The organism is Streptomyces sp. NRRL B-3229 (genome assembly GCF_000719505.1).
GTDB classification, from domain to species: domain Bacteria; phylum Actinomycetota; class Actinomycetes; order Streptomycetales; family Streptomycetaceae; genus Streptomyces; species Streptomyces griseorubiginosus.
On sequence record NZ_JOGP01000016.1, the window covers coordinates 94,360 to 108,803 of the forward strand.

Annotated in this window: 11 protein-coding genes and 1 pseudogene; 7 read left to right on the forward strand and 5 right to left on the reverse strand. The window is 71.8% G+C overall.

Going from position 1 to position 14,444, the window contains the following annotated elements:
* Nucleotides 1-176 precede the first annotated feature (176 nt).
* Entirely contained in the window at nucleotides 177-1,616 is a 1,440-nt protein-coding gene (locus IF54_RS0125105; protein WP_030322435.1) for a mannosyltransferase family protein, read from the forward strand.
* 247 nt (nucleotides 1,617-1,863) lie between these two features.
* Nucleotides 1,864-2,895 (forward strand): phosphatase PAP2 family protein, encoded by a 1,032-nt coding sequence (locus tag IF54_RS0125110; protein WP_030322437.1) that lies wholly within the window; start codon nucleotides 1,864-1,866, stop codon nucleotides 2,893-2,895.
* 175 nt (nucleotides 2,896-3,070) lie between these two features.
* On the opposite strand, the gene IF54_RS0125115 is transcribed toward IF54_RS0125110, so the two are convergent.
* A complete protein-coding gene (locus IF54_RS0125115; protein ID WP_030322439.1) occupies nucleotides 3,071-3,286 on the reverse strand; it encodes an I78 family peptidase inhibitor in 216 nt (71 codons plus the stop codon).
* Between the two features lie 365 nt (nucleotides 3,287-3,651).
* On the opposite strand from IF54_RS0125115, the pseudogene ctaD reads away from it, so the two are divergent.
* Nucleotides 3,652-5,187, forward strand: a pseudogene (gene ctaD, locus IF54_RS0125120) (cytochrome c oxidase subunit I); the annotation flags it as partial.
* A gap of 43 nt (nucleotides 5,188-5,230) precedes the next feature.
* Here the strand turns inward: ctaD and IF54_RS41395 are convergent.
* Entirely contained in the window at nucleotides 5,231-6,283 is a 1,053-nt protein-coding gene (locus IF54_RS41395) for a helix-turn-helix transcriptional regulator (RefSeq protein WP_030322445.1), read from the reverse strand.
* Between the two features lie 62 nt (nucleotides 6,284-6,345).
* On the opposite strand from IF54_RS41395, the gene IF54_RS0125130 reads away from it, so the two are divergent.
* Nucleotides 6,346-7,479 (forward strand): epoxide hydrolase family protein, encoded by a 1,134-nt coding sequence (locus IF54_RS0125130; RefSeq protein WP_030322446.1) that lies wholly within the window; start codon nucleotides 6,346-6,348, stop codon nucleotides 7,477-7,479.
* A gap of 14 nt (nucleotides 7,480-7,493) precedes the next feature.
* On the opposite strand, the gene IF54_RS0125135 is transcribed toward IF54_RS0125130, so the two are convergent.
* A complete protein-coding gene (locus tag IF54_RS0125135) occupies nucleotides 7,494-8,786 on the reverse strand; it encodes an ABC transporter substrate-binding protein (protein ID WP_030322452.1) in 1,293 nt (430 codons plus the stop codon).
* Complete coding sequence (locus IF54_RS0125140) at nucleotides 8,755-9,300, reverse strand: hypothetical protein (RefSeq protein ID WP_030322454.1); 546 nt, start codon at nucleotides 9,298-9,300, stop codon at nucleotides 8,755-8,757. The genes IF54_RS0125135 and IF54_RS0125140 overlap by 32 nt, the downstream gene beginning before the upstream one ends.
* Before the next feature lie 129 nt (nucleotides 9,301-9,429).
* Here IF54_RS0125140 and IF54_RS0125145 point away from each other — a divergent pair, with 129 nt between their 5' ends.
* From IF54_RS0125145 to IF54_RS0125155, 3 genes are read left to right on the forward strand one after another with little or no spacing between them, the layout of a single operon-like run.
* Nucleotides 9,430-9,906, forward strand: a complete 477-nt coding sequence (locus tag IF54_RS0125145; RefSeq protein ID WP_030322456.1) for a hypothetical protein — start codon at nucleotides 9,430-9,432, stop codon at nucleotides 9,904-9,906.
* Nucleotides 9,906-12,716: an ABC transporter permease subunit gene (locus IF54_RS0125150; RefSeq protein WP_030322458.1), complete on the forward strand. Its 2,811-nt coding sequence runs from the start codon at nucleotides 9,906-9,908 to the stop codon at nucleotides 12,714-12,716. The genes IF54_RS0125145 and IF54_RS0125150 overlap by 1 nt, the downstream gene beginning before the upstream one ends.
* Nucleotides 12,713-13,357 (forward strand): ABC transporter ATP-binding protein, encoded by a 645-nt coding sequence (locus tag IF54_RS0125155; RefSeq protein WP_030322459.1) that lies wholly within the window; start codon nucleotides 12,713-12,715, stop codon nucleotides 13,355-13,357. The genes IF54_RS0125150 and IF54_RS0125155 overlap by 4 nt, the downstream gene beginning before the upstream one ends.
* 85 nt (nucleotides 13,358-13,442) lie before the next feature.
* On the opposite strand, the gene IF54_RS0125160 is transcribed toward IF54_RS0125155, so the two are convergent.
* Nucleotides 13,443-14,084 (reverse strand): transglycosylase family protein, encoded by a 642-nt coding sequence (locus IF54_RS0125160; protein WP_030322461.1) that lies wholly within the window; start codon nucleotides 14,082-14,084, stop codon nucleotides 13,443-13,445.
* Nucleotides 14,085-14,444: the final 360 nt, after the last annotated feature.

Below are 14,444 nucleotides of genomic sequence, written 5' to 3' on the forward strand. Positions count from 1 at the left end.
CTCCGGCCCGCGCAGCGAACGGCGGGTGACACGTCAGCGTACGCGAGTTCGCGCGTTCGCCCAGTGGTGGACCTCTCAGACATGGGACAGAACTCGTGTGGCGTACACCACTCCGGTTGTCTCCTCGCGCGCCCCTGGGGGCCGGGCGGTCCGGCGTGCGGTCGATAATCGGACCCGTGACCGATCTTGGAACGCGCCCCGGACGGGCCCTGCGCCGAGCCGCCCCGGCACTGCTCGGCTACGCGGCCGTCCGCGCCCTGGGCCTTCTCGCGCTGGCCCTGTGGAGCGCGGTGCGCGACAAGAGCGCGTACACCTTGCTGACGGCCCGGTGGGACGCGCTCTGGTACACCCGGGTCGCCGAACTGGGCTACGGCTACGAGGTGCGCCTGCCCAACGGGGACGTGCACTCCAACCTGGCCTTCTTCCCGCTGCTGCCCTGGCTGGAGCGGCTGCTGTCCGCGCTGACGCCTCTGTCGTACGCCGACGCGGGCTTCGTGGTCTCCCTGCTCGCCTCGCTCGCCGCGGCCTGGGGTGTCTTCGCGGTGACGGACCACGTGTACGGCGGCCGGGCCGGCGTCTGCGCGGTCCTGCTGTGGGCCGTCCTGCCCGTCGGGATCGTCCAGTCGATGGCGTACAGCGAGTCGCTGTTCACGGCACTGGCGGCGTGGTCGCTGTACGCGGTCCTGACGGGGCGGTGGGTGACGGCGGGCCTCCTGGCCTCCCTGGCAGGCCTGACCCGCCCGGTCGGACTGGCGGTGGTGGCGGCGGTGTGGGTGACGGGCGCCGCGGCCTTCCTGCGGGAGCGACGGGACGGGGGCGAGACCGCGGCGGTCACCTTCGAACGGGACCGGAGCGAGGCCTCGGCGGTCACCGGCGAACAGGACCGGAGCGACAAGCGGGCGGTCACCGGCGAACAGGACCGGAGCGAGAAAGCGGCGGTCACCGGCGAACAGGACCGAAGCCGGGCCGGGGGTCCCACCTCGGGGCGAAACCGAAGCGCGGCGGACACGGGCGGCGCCCGTGCGGTCGGACGCGCCCCCGAGGCCGGGACGGCGTCCCTGACCAGGCGCGCGCCGGGCCCCGAGCGCGCACTCGCCCCTTCACACTCCCCCGGCGTCGGAGTCGGCGTGGCCCTGGGCATGGCGCTGGCCCCCCTCGGCACCGCCGCCTACGTCCTGTGGGTCGGTCACCGCACCGGCAAGGGTCCCCTCGGCTACCTCGACGTCCAGGCCGGCTGGCGGAACGGGTTCGACGGCGGGTACGCGTTCGCCCGTTTCGTCGGCGACAAGTTCACGTCGTTCCCGTCGGCGCTCGCCGGAGCCGGACTGATCGTCGGGGTCGCGCTGATCATCTGGCTGTACGTGATCTGCGTGCGCCAGGGCCAGCCGCTGCCCCTGTTGGTGTACGCGGGGGTCGTCACGGCACTAGCCCTGTGCGCGTCGAGCTACTTCGGCTCGAAACCGCGCCTGCTGATGCCCGCCTTCCCCCTGCTGCTCCCCCTCGCCCTGGCCCTCGCCCGCGCGAGGACCCGCAGGTCAGCCGCGGTCGTGGCCGCCGTCGCCGTCGTGTCCGCCCTGTACGGCGCGTTCTGGCTGAACGGCTCAGGTCCGCCATGATCGACGGGTCGGCCCCCCGGGCGTCGATGAGCGGCCGGACAATTCCGCCCCATGATTCGGTGAACGAATTCATAAGGGCCATAAAACCGGAACCCAGAATGATCAAAGGAATTGAAGGGCGGAGCCGCCCACCTTTGCGGATTCGCTGGAAATAAACCCCCGCCTGAGAGGAATCCCACATCACATCGTCATCACAAAGCCGCTGATTCGACAGGGAACAGAGCTCACTCGCTGTAACGTCGATTGGGTGCGTACCGAACGAAACCCCACCCGTCTGGACCGGGTGTTCGCCAGACTGGACCGTGAGCCGGAACGGCCGGCCCACCTCAGCGTGCCGAGGGCGAGCCGTCACCGGACCGTCCTCGTGGTCGCGGCCCTGGCGTTCTACCTGGCGATCGTGTGGCTGGTGGTGACCACCTCGTGGCTGGTCCGCCTCGACTGGCAGGTCATGTTCTTCCGGCCGTACCAGCAGTGGGCGTCCATCCACTGGTTCGTCGACTACTACGTGGTGCTGGGCCAGCGCGGCCCGACCGCGGTGATGGTCGCGGCCTGGCTGGGCTGGCGTTCCTGGCGGCAGCACACCCTGCGCCCGCTGCTGACCCTCGGCACCTCGCTGCTGCTGCTGAACATCACGGTCGGCGCCGCCAAGTACGGCATGGGACGGCTCGGACCGCACTACGCCACCGTCATCGGCTCGAACGAGATGGGCATGGGCGGCGATATATTTCCCAGCGGCCACACCGCGAACGCCGTGGTGACCTGGGGAATCCTGGCCTACTTGGCCTCCACCCCGAGAGCCCGCCGCTGGCTGTCCGCGATCTCCGCGGTCACCTCGCTGGGCGTCGGCATGGCCACCGTCTACCTCGGTACGCACTGGCTGAGCGACGTCCTGCTGGGCTGGGTCGCGGGACTGCTGATCCTGCTGGCGCTCCCCTGGTTCGAGCCGCTGATCGCCCGCACCGAGGTCTACGCCTTCGACCTGCGCGACCGCTGGCGGGCCCGCGGCGGCGTCAGGGCCCCGGCCCCCGTCACCCCGGTCACGGCCCCCGCACCGGCCCGGCTCAAGCCACTCACCGCCCCGCAGAACGAGACCGCGGCCCGCGAGGCCGTCGCTCCGCCGCGCGGACCCAGGACACCGATCCATCTGTCCCCCGGCCCGCACACCAGCCGCTCGGAGCGCACCCCGGTCACCCCGGTCGGCAGCCGCCGTCCACCCCACTCCGACCGCCTCGTACGCGGCACCCCGTCCTCGGCCACCCGCCCGCTGACCGGCGGCTGACCGCCCCCTCCGCAGGTACGCACACCACCTCGCAAGCGGACCACGACGAAGGCCCCGGCTCCTGGAATGGAGCCGGGGCCTTCGTCGTCGTACCGGGCATCTCAGCCCTTCCAGGTACCGGGATCTCAGCCCTTCCAGGTACCCGGGGAGCTCAGCCCTTCCAGGTACCGGGATCTCAGCCCTTCCAGGCCCGCGCGACGAAGCCGTCCTTCACCTCGAAGTTCAGCCGGCCCGCGCGGTACTCCATCGTGATGATCGCCCCCGGCGGCAGCGACCGGACCGTCGGCCAGCCCCGCTCGCGCGCGATCCGCTCGGCGGCTGCGGAGTCGAGGCCGACGTAGGTGTCCGGGCTGTCGTCGGGTTCGGCGGACGGTGTGGGAATGGGTGCCATGGCGCCACGCTAGGCCCTGCCCGGTGACTGCGGAAGTCCGTACCCGGCCCCCCTCCTGTCACGCTTCTGTCACAGGATCAAGGTCCGCGTTTCCCTTGCGGTGCGTCACACGGACGGGCGTTTCCCTAGCCCTTCCGCGGGTATTCGAACGAAATTCCCGCGTGTCCCCCGACTTCCCCGAAAGGACTGTGAGAAGGCTGGGTGGAGAACAGCCGCGGCCCCTTTGCCCGCCTATACCGGACAGGGCCCGGGAAGCTGACGCCGCATAAGAAATACACGGTTCCGGCACAGAACCCCCTTACGCCCCCTGTCGCCGCGCACGACGGCGCGAGCATCATGGCGTGAGCCGAGCGAAGGGGCGAGCGATGGGGACGCAGACCGCGCAGGCGACGACAGGACCGGTGCGGACCAGGAGGCACAGGCGGCGCGGGCGGCTGGTCGTGGACTGGCTGACCACCACCGACCACAAGAAGATCGGCCACCTGTATCTGATCACGTCGTTCGCGTTCTTCCTGGTCGGCGGGATCATGGCCCTGCTGATGCGCGCCGAGCTCGCCCGCCCCGGGCTCCAGATCATGGACAACCAGCAGTACAACCAGCTGTTCACGATGCACGGCACGATCATGCTGCTGCTGTTCGCGACCCCGAGCTTCGCGGGCTTCGCCAACGAGCTGATGCCGCTCCAGATCGGCGCACCGGACGTGGCGTTCCCGCGGCTGAACATGCTGTCGTACTGGTTCTTCCTGTTCGGCGGCCTGATCGTGCTGGGTTCACTGCTCGTGCCGACCGGCCCCGCCGCCTTCGGCTGGTTCGCCTACGCGCCCCTGAACAACTCCGCGCACTCCCCCGGGGTCGGCCCCGACCTGTGGATCATGGGCCTGGCGCTGGCGGGCTTCGGCACGATCCTCGGGGCGGTCAACTTCATCACCACGATCATCGGGATGCGCGCGCCCGGCATGACGATGTTCCGGATGCCGATCTTCACCTGGAACACCCTGTTCACGTCGATCCTGATCCTGCTGGCGTTCCCGGTGCTCGCCGCCGCCCTGCTGGTCCTGGAGGCGGACCGGCGCTTCGGCTCGCAGGTCTTCGAGGCGGGCAACGGCGGGGCGCTGCTGTGGCAGCACCTGTTCTGGTTCTTCGGGCATCCCGAGGTGTACATCATCGCGCTGCCGTTCTTCGGGATCATCACGGAGATCATCCCGGTCTTCAGCCGCAAGCCGATCTTCGGCTATCTGACGCTGGTGGCGGCGACGATGTCGATCACCGGTCTGTCGATCGTGGTGTGGGCCCACCACATGTTCGTCACCGGCGCGGTGCTGCTGCCGTTCTTCTCGTTCATGAGCTTCCTGATCGCCGTGCCGACCGGGGTGAAGTTCTTCAACTGGACCGGAACCATGATCAAGGGCTCGCTGTCCTTCGAGACACCGATGCTGTGGGCCACGGGCTTCCTGGTGACGTTCCTGTTCGGCGGTCTGACCGGGGTGCTGCTGGCCTCGCCGCCGCTGGACTTCCACGTGTCGGACACCTACTTCGTGGTGGCGCACTTCCACTACGTCGTCTTCGGCACGGTCGTCTTCGCGATCTTCGCCGGCTTCTACTTCTGGTGGCCCAAGTTCACCGGGAAGCTGCTCGACGAACGGCTCGGCAAGATCCACTTCTGGACGCTGTTCGTGGGCTTCCACACCACGTTCCTGGTGCAGCACTGGCTGGGCGCGGAGGGCATGCCCCGCCGGTACGCGGACTATCTCGCCGCGGACGGCTTCACCGCCCTGAACACGGTCTCGACGATCGGCGCGTTCCTGCTCGGCATGTCGACGCTGCCGTTCCTCTACAACATCTGGAAGACCGCGAAGTACGGCGTGCCGGTCGAGGTGGACGACCCCTGGGGCTTCGGGCGCTCCCTGGAGTGGGCGACCTCCTGCCCGCCGCCGCGGCACAACTTCACGACGCTGCCGCGGATCCGTTCCGAGTCCCCCGCGTTCGACCTGCACCATCCGGAGTACGCGGCCCAGGCTCCGCAGCCGGAGCCGAAGAGCGAGCAAGCGAGCGAGCAAGCCGGTCACGAACCGTCCTGATCGCCTCGGTCAGCTCGGCGGGCTCCAGCACCTCGAACTCGAAGCCGGTCAGGACCACGTGGATCACCATGACGTCGAGACTGGAGGCCCCGGTGCGCAGTATGCAGCTGCCGGGCCCCTCCGCCTCCAGCACCCCGGCGCTCGGTGAGATCCGCTCGGCGGCCTCCTCGACGGGCACCAGCAGCCGTACGACCGCGTGGGAGGCGTACGCGCGCGTGGAGACGCCTCGCGAGACATAGGCGGCCAGGTCGTCGGCGGGCGGGGTGCGCGGGGTGAAACGGGGGCCGTGCGGCGGCTTCGGAGTGATCCGGTCGACGCGGAAGGTCCGCCAGTCGTCGCGGTCCAGGTCCCAGGCGACCAGGTACCAGCGCCGCTCGCTGCACACCAGGCGGTGCGGTTCGACGGTACGGCGGCTGACCGCACCCCCGTGGTCGCTGTACTCGAAGCGCAGGCGCTCGGCGTCCCGGCACAGGTGGGCGAGCTCGGTGAGGACGGCGGGGTCGACGGCGGAGGGCTGGGGGCCGCGCAGCATCGGCACGGTGAACGCGTTCAGGGCACCCACCCGGCGGCGCAGCCGGCCCGGCAGGACCTGCTCCAGCTTGGCGAGGGCCCGCACCGAGGTCTCGCCGATGCCCTCGATGCCCTGCCCGGCGGCGGTGCGCAGTCCGACGGCGACCGCGACGGCCTCGTCGTCGTCCAGGAGCAGCGGGGGCAGCTCGGCGCCCGCGCCCAGCTGGTAGCCGCCGCCGGTGCCGGGGCTGGCGTTGACGGGGTAGCCCAGCTCGCGCAGCCGGTCCACGTCCCGGCGCACGGTGCGCGGGGTGACGCCGAGGCGGGCGGCGAGGTCGGCGCCGGACCAGTCGCGGTGGGCCTGGAGGAGCGAGAGCAGGCGCAGCAGTCGTGCCGAGGTCTCCAACATGGAGCCGAGTCTGCCAGTCATCGCGGACAGTAGCTGTCCGCAAGTCTTCCTACCGTGGACTCATGGCAGACAACAGCGTGCACAGCCACCGGATCGACATCCCGCAGGCCCAGCTCGACGACCTGCACACCCGCCTGGACCTCACCCGCTGGCCGGACGAACTCCCGGACGCCGGCTGGGCGTACGGCGCCTCCCTGCCGTATCTCCGCGATCTCGCCGGGTACTGGCGGAACGCCTACGACTGGCGCAAGCACGAGGCCGCCCTCAACGAACTCCCGCAGTTCGTCACCGAGATCGACGGCGCCCGGGTGCACTTCCTGCACCTTCGCTCCGCCCGCCCGGACGCGCTCCCGCTGATCCTGACGCACGGCTGGCCTGGCTCGGTGGTGGAGTTCCTCGGGGTGATCGGCTCCCTGCGCGAGGACTTCCACCTCGTGATCCCGTCCATCCCGGGCTTCGGCTTCTCCGGGCCGACGCGCGAGGCGGGCTGGAACGTCAACCGGGTCGCCCGCGCCTGGGCGGAGCTGATGCGCAGGCTCGGCTACGAGCGGTACGGCGCCCACGGCGGCGACATGGGCGCGCTGATCTCCCCCGCGCTGGCCCGTGTCGCCCCCGAGTCCGTGGTCGGCGTCCATGTGAACGCCGCCTCGGTCGGCTTCATCCCGCTCGGCCCGGTCGACGAGGAGGCACGCCAGGGGCTGACCGACCGCGAGCTGAGGAGCCTCGCGAGCATCGCCGACTTCACCACGGACGGCTTCGGCTACAACGTCCTCCAGTCGACCCGACCGCAGACCCTGTCGTACGGCCTGACCGACTCGCCCGTCGGCCAACTGGCTTGGATCATGGAGAAGTTCCAGGCGTGGACGCACTCCTCGGCGACCCTGCCGGAGGACGCGATCGACCGGGACACCCTGCTCACCAACGTGATGCTGTACTGGCTGACCGGCACGGCCGGTTCTGCGGCCCGCATGTACTACGAGAACAGCCATGTGCCGGACTGGTTCCCGACGTCGAACTCCGGGGTGCCGACCGCGGTGGCCAACTTCGGCGAGGACGTGGCGATCCGCCGCTGGGCCGAGCAGGCCAACACCGTGGTCCGCTGGACGGAGTTCGACCGCGGCGGCCACTTCGCCGCCCTGGAGGTCCCGGAGTTGCTGTCCGGTGACGTCAGGGAGTTCTTCGGCGCACTGCGCTGAGGGACACCGACAGGTCACTGCCGGTAGGACAGTTGCGGAACGTCGAAGCAGGTGTCGTTCATGTCGCCCTGGGTGACCCAGCCGCGGCCGTCCTTCCAGCGGGCCACCGAGAGGCAGGTCTCGCGGTCCTCCGGCGGCTCGGAGAGGCGCTCGAACGTGACGGGGACGAGGAGGCCGTCCGCGGTGTAGCCCTGGCTGCGGTTCATGTACGCGTCGACACACGCGCGCGTGATGCCCTGCTCCGCGCACGACCTCGCCGCGTCGGTGAACCACATCGCGGCCGCCCAGCCCTCCAGTTGCCACTGGGAGTGCGTCCTGAGCCCCTTCGTGGCGTCCCTGAAGGCACGTACCGCCGCATTGCCGGTGTCCTCGAAGTTCCGGCTGGATCCGGTGGCCCAGAGGGAGTTGCGGCAGTGCGGGGCCTCCTTGTAGTCGTCCGGCACGGTGGAGGCCCAGTTCTGCACGTTGGTGACCTTGGCGGTGACCTCGACCCCGGCCCCGTCCATCGCCTCGCAGAGCTGGGCGTTGCCGTGGCTGTCGACGGCATCGAAGACCAGGTCGACGCCCTGCTCCTTGAGATCGGCCGCCACGGCACGGAAGTTGGGCAGCGCGAAGTCGACCTGCTCGGTGACCACCTTGTAGCCCTCGGCCCTCAGGCCCTGCTCGACGAGGTCGGCGTAGGCGGCGGAGGCGGCCTGGTTGTACGACACGACCGCGGCCGTACGGGCCCCGTGCTCGCGCTTGAAGTAGCGGTACACCTCGGTGCCGCCGTACTGCTTCCCGCCCCAGCCGGTGGTGCCGTCGCGGGGCGCGAGGCTGCCGTAGATGCCGTAGAGGTGCGGCCAGGTGTCGTAGGCGGCACCGATGGGCTGGCCGCCGATGTCGGGCACGCGCGCGTGGGAGACCCGGGAGGCACCCGCGTAGTCGAGGGCGGTGGTCGCGACCAGGGCGACCACCTTGTCCTCGTCGAGCAGCCGGTGCACGCAGGTGTTGTTGCCGACGCCGCTGCCGCCGTCGTCGCACTCGCGCACCTCGACCCGGCGTCCTCCGACGCCCCCGCGCGCGTTGAGCCGCTCGAAGTACGCCTTGGCCCCGTCGCGGGGGCCGGTGAAGGCGTCGCCGCCGACCGGGCTGGTGGCGCTGGTGACGATCCCGACCCGGATCGGCCCGGCTTCCTGGGCGGGGCCGGCGCGCTCCCGGTGCTCGAAATCGCTCTCCGGCAGCCGGCTGCCGCACGCCGTGCCCACCGCGAGCAGCAGCACCGCGAGGGCGGCCTCAGCAGCCCGGCAGCGCCGACGCCGTGGCATTGCCGCTCAACTGGACCAGCGCGCACAGGGTGTTGACCGACACCTTCCAGTGGCCGCCCTCCTCGACCGCCGTGCCGGAGGCGTCCGGAAGGGCCGTGGCGCCGTTCAGGAGCAGGGTGTACGTCACGGTCGCCTGGTCCGGTTTCGTGAACTGCACCTTGGTGACCTGCGCCTTCACCTGCCCGCCGCGCTGATCGCCGCTGAAGGCCTGGAGCACCGGGCCCATCTCGTCGCCGTTCTCGAGGACGGCCTGCTTGTCCTTGGTCGAGGTCTTCGGGTCGAAGAACTTCTGCCAGTTCGTCCTGATCTCGCGCCGGGCGGCCGCCGCGTCGGCGGGTCCGCCGGTCGACGGGGCCGCGGACGGTGTGCTCCGCTCCACCGAAGGCGTCGGGGGCGGGCTCTCGCTGCCGCCGCCGCTGTCGTCGCTGCACGCCGTGAGGGCCACGGCGAGGACGAATCCCGCCACCAGCCCCCGGCTGCCGTTCCCCCACGTGCGGTCGCTCCCGAGAACCATCTGGCTCACCACCGGGTGTCGGTCCGGGCCACGTGCGCCCAGTGCTTTCAGGGTCAGCTTCAAGAAGGCATAGTGCAAGCGATTGGTGGACTTGCACAGGGTCAGGCACGCGACATGTGGGAGCCAGAGATGCGGACAGCCCGACTGCGGACCGTGCACCCCGTCCTCTGGGCCGGCTGGGCCGCCCTCGCCGCGGGCGCGGTGCTCTGCGTCCTCGGCTGGTACGGCGTCTCGGGCGAGCGTTACGCCGAACGGCAGCTGCCCTACCTCGCCTCCTGCACGGTGCCCGGAGCCGCGCTGATCGTCGCCGCGGCCGTCCTCCTCACCCACGGCCGGGGCGCGCTCGCCGCCACGCGCGTGGAGGAGCTGTACGGCCTCCTGGTCGCCGCGGACCCCGGCCCCGCGGAGGACTCCGGTACGGCGGCCGGGGCGCCCCTCGCGGTGAGCGGGGACCTGCTGATGGTGCCCGGCGGCACGCTCTGGCACCGCGCGGACTGTCCGCTGGTCTCCGGGAAGGCGGAGGCGGTCCCGGTGGACGCCAAGCTCCTGGCGAGCGGGGAGCTGGGCCCCTGCCCGATCTGTGAGCCCGTCGAAGAGACCGACTGATGTCCTCGCTGACCTGGGACCTCACCCTGGCCGGTCTCTCGGTCGGCAGCGCGGCAGCGCTCACCGGGGTCGGCCTGATCGTGACGTACCGCGCGACCGGGGTGCTGAACTTCGCGCACGGGGCGATCGCGATGGTGTGCGCGTACGTGCTCCGGCAGTGCGTGGTGGAGTGGGGCCGGCCGCTGTGGGCCGGGGCGGCGCTGACCCTCCTGGTGCTGGCTCCGGCCCTGGGAGTGGTCCTTGAGCGTTTCGTCTTCCGGCCGCTGTCCGTCCTGGGCCGCGATCCCGCCCAGACCCTGGTGGCCTCCATCGGGGTGTTCGTGCTGCTGGTGGGCGGGGCCGCGCTGCTGTGGGGTCAGGGCGCCCGGGACGACGCCCCGGAGCTGGTGGCGGCCGACCCGTGGGGACAGTTGGCGATCGTCCTGGTCCTGGCCCTCGGGGTGGGCGCGGTGATCCGCTGGACGCGCTTCGGGCGGGAGCTGCGGGCGGTGGTGGACGACCGGCGGCTGGCCGTGCTCGGCGGGATCGACGCCGACCGGGTGGCGGCGGCCGGCTGGGCCTTCGGGTCGTTCACGGCGGGCCTGACGGGCGTGCTGCTGGCTCCCTACGTCCGCCTCGACCCGTACGGTCTGCCCCTGCTCGTCATGGAGGTGGTCGCGGTCGCGGTGGCGGCACGGATGCGGAGCCTGCCGGCGGCCGTCCTGGTGGCCCTGACGATCGGGGTCGCCCAGAGCCAGCTGACGAGGCTGCACCCGTCCGGCCGGGGCGCACCGCTGCTCCAGGCGGTCGGCGCGAACCTCTTCGTCGTGGCCCTGCTGATCGCGTCCCTGGTGCTCCCAGGCGTCGGCACCCGTGACGCGCTGCCGCGTACGGCCACCGCGCGTGTGCCCACGCCGCCGGGCGCGTGGATCGTGGCGACGGTGCTGTTCCTGCTCCCGCTGGGCTTCGCCGGCCCGGACCTGCACACGTCGGTCCAGGTCCCGGCGCTGGGTGTGGTGCTGCTCTCGCTGGTGGTGGTGACGGGCAGGGGCGGCCAGATCTCGCTCGGGCAGGCGGCCTACGCGGGTCTGGGAGCCCTGTTCACCGCGCTCCTCGCCGCGGGCCGTTTCCCGGGCCTGCCCCGGCTGCCGGAACTGGCGGCCCTCGCGCTCGCGGTGCTCCTGGTGGCTCCCCTGGGCCTCGTGACGGGGTGGCCGGCGATCACCCGCCGGGGCCTGGCGCTGGCCCTCGCGACCTTCGCGGTCGGCGTCGGCGTGAGCCGCTTCGTCTTCGCCCAGCCGTACGCCACGTCCGGCCTCACCCTGGACCGCCCCCGGGGCTTCGACGGCGACCGCGCGTACTACGTCCTGGAGCTGGCCCTGCTGACCCTGGCCCTGCTGGCGACCCGCGCCTTGCGCAGGGGCCGCACGGGACGCGCCCTGGCCTCCCTGCGCGACCACGAGCAGGGCGCGTCGGCGGCGGGCGTCCGGGTCCCCGCCCTGAAGCTGCTGGCCTTCGTGGCGGGCGCCGCCCTGGCCGCCCTGGGCGGCGGAATGCTCGCCATGGGCCTGCGCGCCTTCGACCCCGCCGCCTACGACCCCGTCCGCAGCCTCCTCTGGTTCGCCGCGGTGATGGTCCTGGGCGCCGACAGCACCCTGGGCGCACTGGCGGCGGCAGCCCTGCTGGTCGGCCTGGACGCGGGCGCACGGGGCGGGGTGGCGGCGGCCCTGATCGGTGTGCTGGCGGTCCTGGTGGGCCGCTTCCCCGGGGGCCCGTACGAGGCGCTCCGAACCCTGACGGACAGCCTGAAGCCACCCCGCGCGGCAGGGTTGACCCCACTGGGCTCCCGAGTGAGGCAACGCCTCAGGACGACACCCGGCGCACCTGCACAGGCCCCAGCAGGGACACCGGCACCAGGGCCCACCCCGGCACCGGCATCTGGACCGACTCCGGCACCCGCACCCGCACCCGCACCCGCAGGCGTACCCGCCCGGCCCCCCGACGCCACGCCTGCCCCCGACCACACCGCCGCACCCGCCGACGCCGCTGCACCCCCACAGGGGCCAGCACCCGACCACGATTCCCGCACGGGTGGTGCGGGTGGGCACACGAGAACGAACCCGGCCGAAGGCCGGGGAGTCCTCACCGCCCACGGCCTCCACGCCCGCTACGACGGCTTCACCGCCCTCGCCGGAGTCGACCTCACCCTCCCCCCAGGCAGAATCACCGCGATCATCGGCCCCAACGGAGCCGGAAAGAGCACCCTCTTCCACTGCCTGGCAGGAACACTCCGCCCCGCCCGAGGCCAAGTCCGCTACGACGGCAGGAACATCACCCCCCTGTCCCCCCACACCCGCGCCCGCCTGGGAATCGCCCGCACCTTCCAGCAACTCGCCGTCTTCCCCACCCTGACCGTCACCGAGAACGTCCGACTCGGCGCGGAACAGGGCCACATCAAAGACCCGTCGGCCACGGACCGCGCACTGAGACTCCTGCACCTCGACGGCCCCCTCCGAGACACCCCCGCCGCCGGCCTCCCCACCGGCACCCTCCGCCGGGTCGAACTCGCCAGAGCCCTCGCCGGCACCCCGAGCGTCCTCCTCCTCGACGAACCCGCCGCCGGCCTGGACACCGCCGAAGTGGCCGCCCTGGCCCGCGTCCTGAGCGCCCTGGCCGCCGACGGCGCGGCCCTCCTCGTCGTCGAGCACGACCTGGACCTGGTCGCCGGCCTCGCGGACGTGGTGCACGTGATGACCGCGGGCCGCATCATCGCCTCCGGACCCCCGGCCCACGTACTGGACACCCTCGACGCCGGGGAGACGGCCGTATGAACGGAATCTCCCTGCGCCACGCGCGCGTGCGCTACGGCCCCTTGGAGGCCCTGCACGGCATCACCCTCACCGCCTCCGCCCCCGGCCTCACCGTCCTGCTGGGCCGCAACGGTTCCGGCCGTACGACCACCCTGCGCGCCCTGGCCGGAACAGTGCCGCTCACCGACGGCCGCGTGGTGTGGGACGGCACCGACGTGACCCATGTGCCGGCATACGAGCGGGCCCGGCGCGGGCTGTGCCTGGTCCCCGAGCGCCAGGCGGTGTTCGGCTCGCTCACCGTCCGCGAGAACCTCGAACTCGCCGCGTCCGCCTATGACCTCGCCCTGGACGCCTACCCGCAGCTGGCCCCGCTGCTCACCCGCCGCGCCGACACCCTCTCCGGCGGCGAGCAGCGCATGCTCGCTCTTTCCCGTGCCCTCCTGGCACGCGCGCGCGTGGTCCTCGTCGACGAACCCGCGCAGGGCATGTCCCCGGCGGTCGCGGCCCGCACGTACGGCCTCCTCGCCGCGCTGGACGCGTGTGTGGTGGTGGCCGAGCAGCGGCTGCCGCCCGCGCTGCTCGACAGGCAGGCGATCGTGTACGAACTGCGGCGCGGCACGGTCGTGTTCGCCGGCGAGTCCGCTGAACTGCGGCCGAGGTGAAGGAGACGGAGACCCCGCATGCGCCCGGGGCCCCGCGCGGTCGAAGGGCGACCGGACGGGGCCCCGTGCCCGCGACGGGGGGATCTCAGATCTCGAGGCGCTGCCCGGGCACGATCAGATCGGGATCGGCACCGATGACGGCCTTGTTGAGGGCGTAGAGCCGCTGCCAGGTGGTCCCGTGCCGGGTGGCGACCTTGCTGAGCGTGTCGCCGGTGCGGACGGTGTAGTCGCCGCGGGACGCGCTGCGGTTGGTGTGGCCCTCCGAACGGACCGGCTTCTTCACCGGCTTGGCGGGAGCGGCCTTGGTCGAGGACGAGCTCTCCGCGGAGCCGGAGGAGGCGGCGGGCGCGCCGCCGTACGCCCCGGCCCGGGTCGAGCAGGTCGGCCAGGCGCCCCAACCCTGGGCACCCTGGACCTTGGTGGCCACCGCGATCTGCTGAGACCTGGTGGCCTGGTCGGCGGTGGGCGCGTAGGCCGTACCGCCGTACGCGCGCCAGGTGCCGGCGGAGAACTGGAGTCCTCCGTAGTAGCCGTTGCCGGTGTTGATGTGCCAGTTCCCGCCGCTCTCGCACTGGGCGATGCGGTCCCACACTCCGCCGTCCGCCGCCACGGAGTTGCCGGCCGCGGCCAGCAGTCCGAGGGGGGCGAGCAGGGCGGCCCCGGCGAGGGCCGCGGTGGTCCGGGTCTTACGAGCGCTGTCGCGCGTGGTATCGGCACATTCGGACATGTGATTCCCTCTCGAACAACCCGGGGTCCCCCAAGGCGGGGCGCGCTCCCGGCACAGGGGCCGGGTGGTCGCGCTCCGCCCCGTCCGCCGAAGGTGGTGCGAAGTGCTGGCTTGGTGCGTCGGCGGACGTTCCCGAGCGGTGCTCGCTGCACACGGCGGAGGAATGTAGAGAGCCTGTGGAGGCGACAGCAACCAACTCCACGTCGTAGCAGGTCAGTTGACGGTTACCGCGGGTATCGGCATTTTCCGGCCACCCACTTCATCAGTGGATTTCCTGATTTGTCGAACAGGGCCGTTGTCATTCTGTGACCCGGTTCACGCAACCAACTCCCTTGATCTCCCCTCCACTTGACGCTGAGT

What these genes read in the sequence shown, in the direction of transcription:
- IF54_RS0125115 (WP_030322439.1), bottom strand. Translation starts at nt 3,286, where the DNA reads ATGGCACCCATTCCCACACCGTCCGCCGAACCCGACGACAGCCCGGAC.
- IF54_RS41395 (WP_030322445.1), bottom strand. Translation starts at nt 6,283, where the DNA reads ATGTTGGAGACCTCGGCACGACTGCTGCGCCTGCTCTCGCTCCTCCAG.
- IF54_RS0125130 (WP_030322446.1), top strand. Translation starts at nt 6,346, where the DNA reads ATGGCAGACAACAGCGTGCACAGCCACCGGATCGACATCCCGCAGGCC.
- IF54_RS0125135 (WP_030322452.1), bottom strand. Translation starts at nt 8,786, where the DNA reads ATGCCACGGCGTCGGCGCTGCCGGGCTGCTGAGGCCGCCCTCGCGGTG.
- IF54_RS0125140 (WP_030322454.1), bottom strand. Translation starts at nt 9,300, where the DNA reads ATGGTTCTCGGGAGCGACCGCACGTGGGGGAACGGCAGCCGGGGGCTG.
- IF54_RS0125145 (WP_030322456.1), top strand. Translation starts at nt 9,430, where the DNA reads ATGCGGACAGCCCGACTGCGGACCGTGCACCCCGTCCTCTGGGCCGGC.
- IF54_RS0125150 (WP_030322458.1), top strand. Translation starts at nt 9,906, where the DNA reads ATGTCCTCGCTGACCTGGGACCTCACCCTGGCCGGTCTCTCGGTCGGC.
- IF54_RS0125155 (WP_030322459.1), top strand. Translation starts at nt 12,713, where the DNA reads ATGAACGGAATCTCCCTGCGCCACGCGCGCGTGCGCTACGGCCCCTTG.
- IF54_RS0125160 (WP_030322461.1), bottom strand. Translation starts at nt 14,084, where the DNA reads ATGTCCGAATGTGCCGATACCACGCGCGACAGCGCTCGTAAGACCCGG.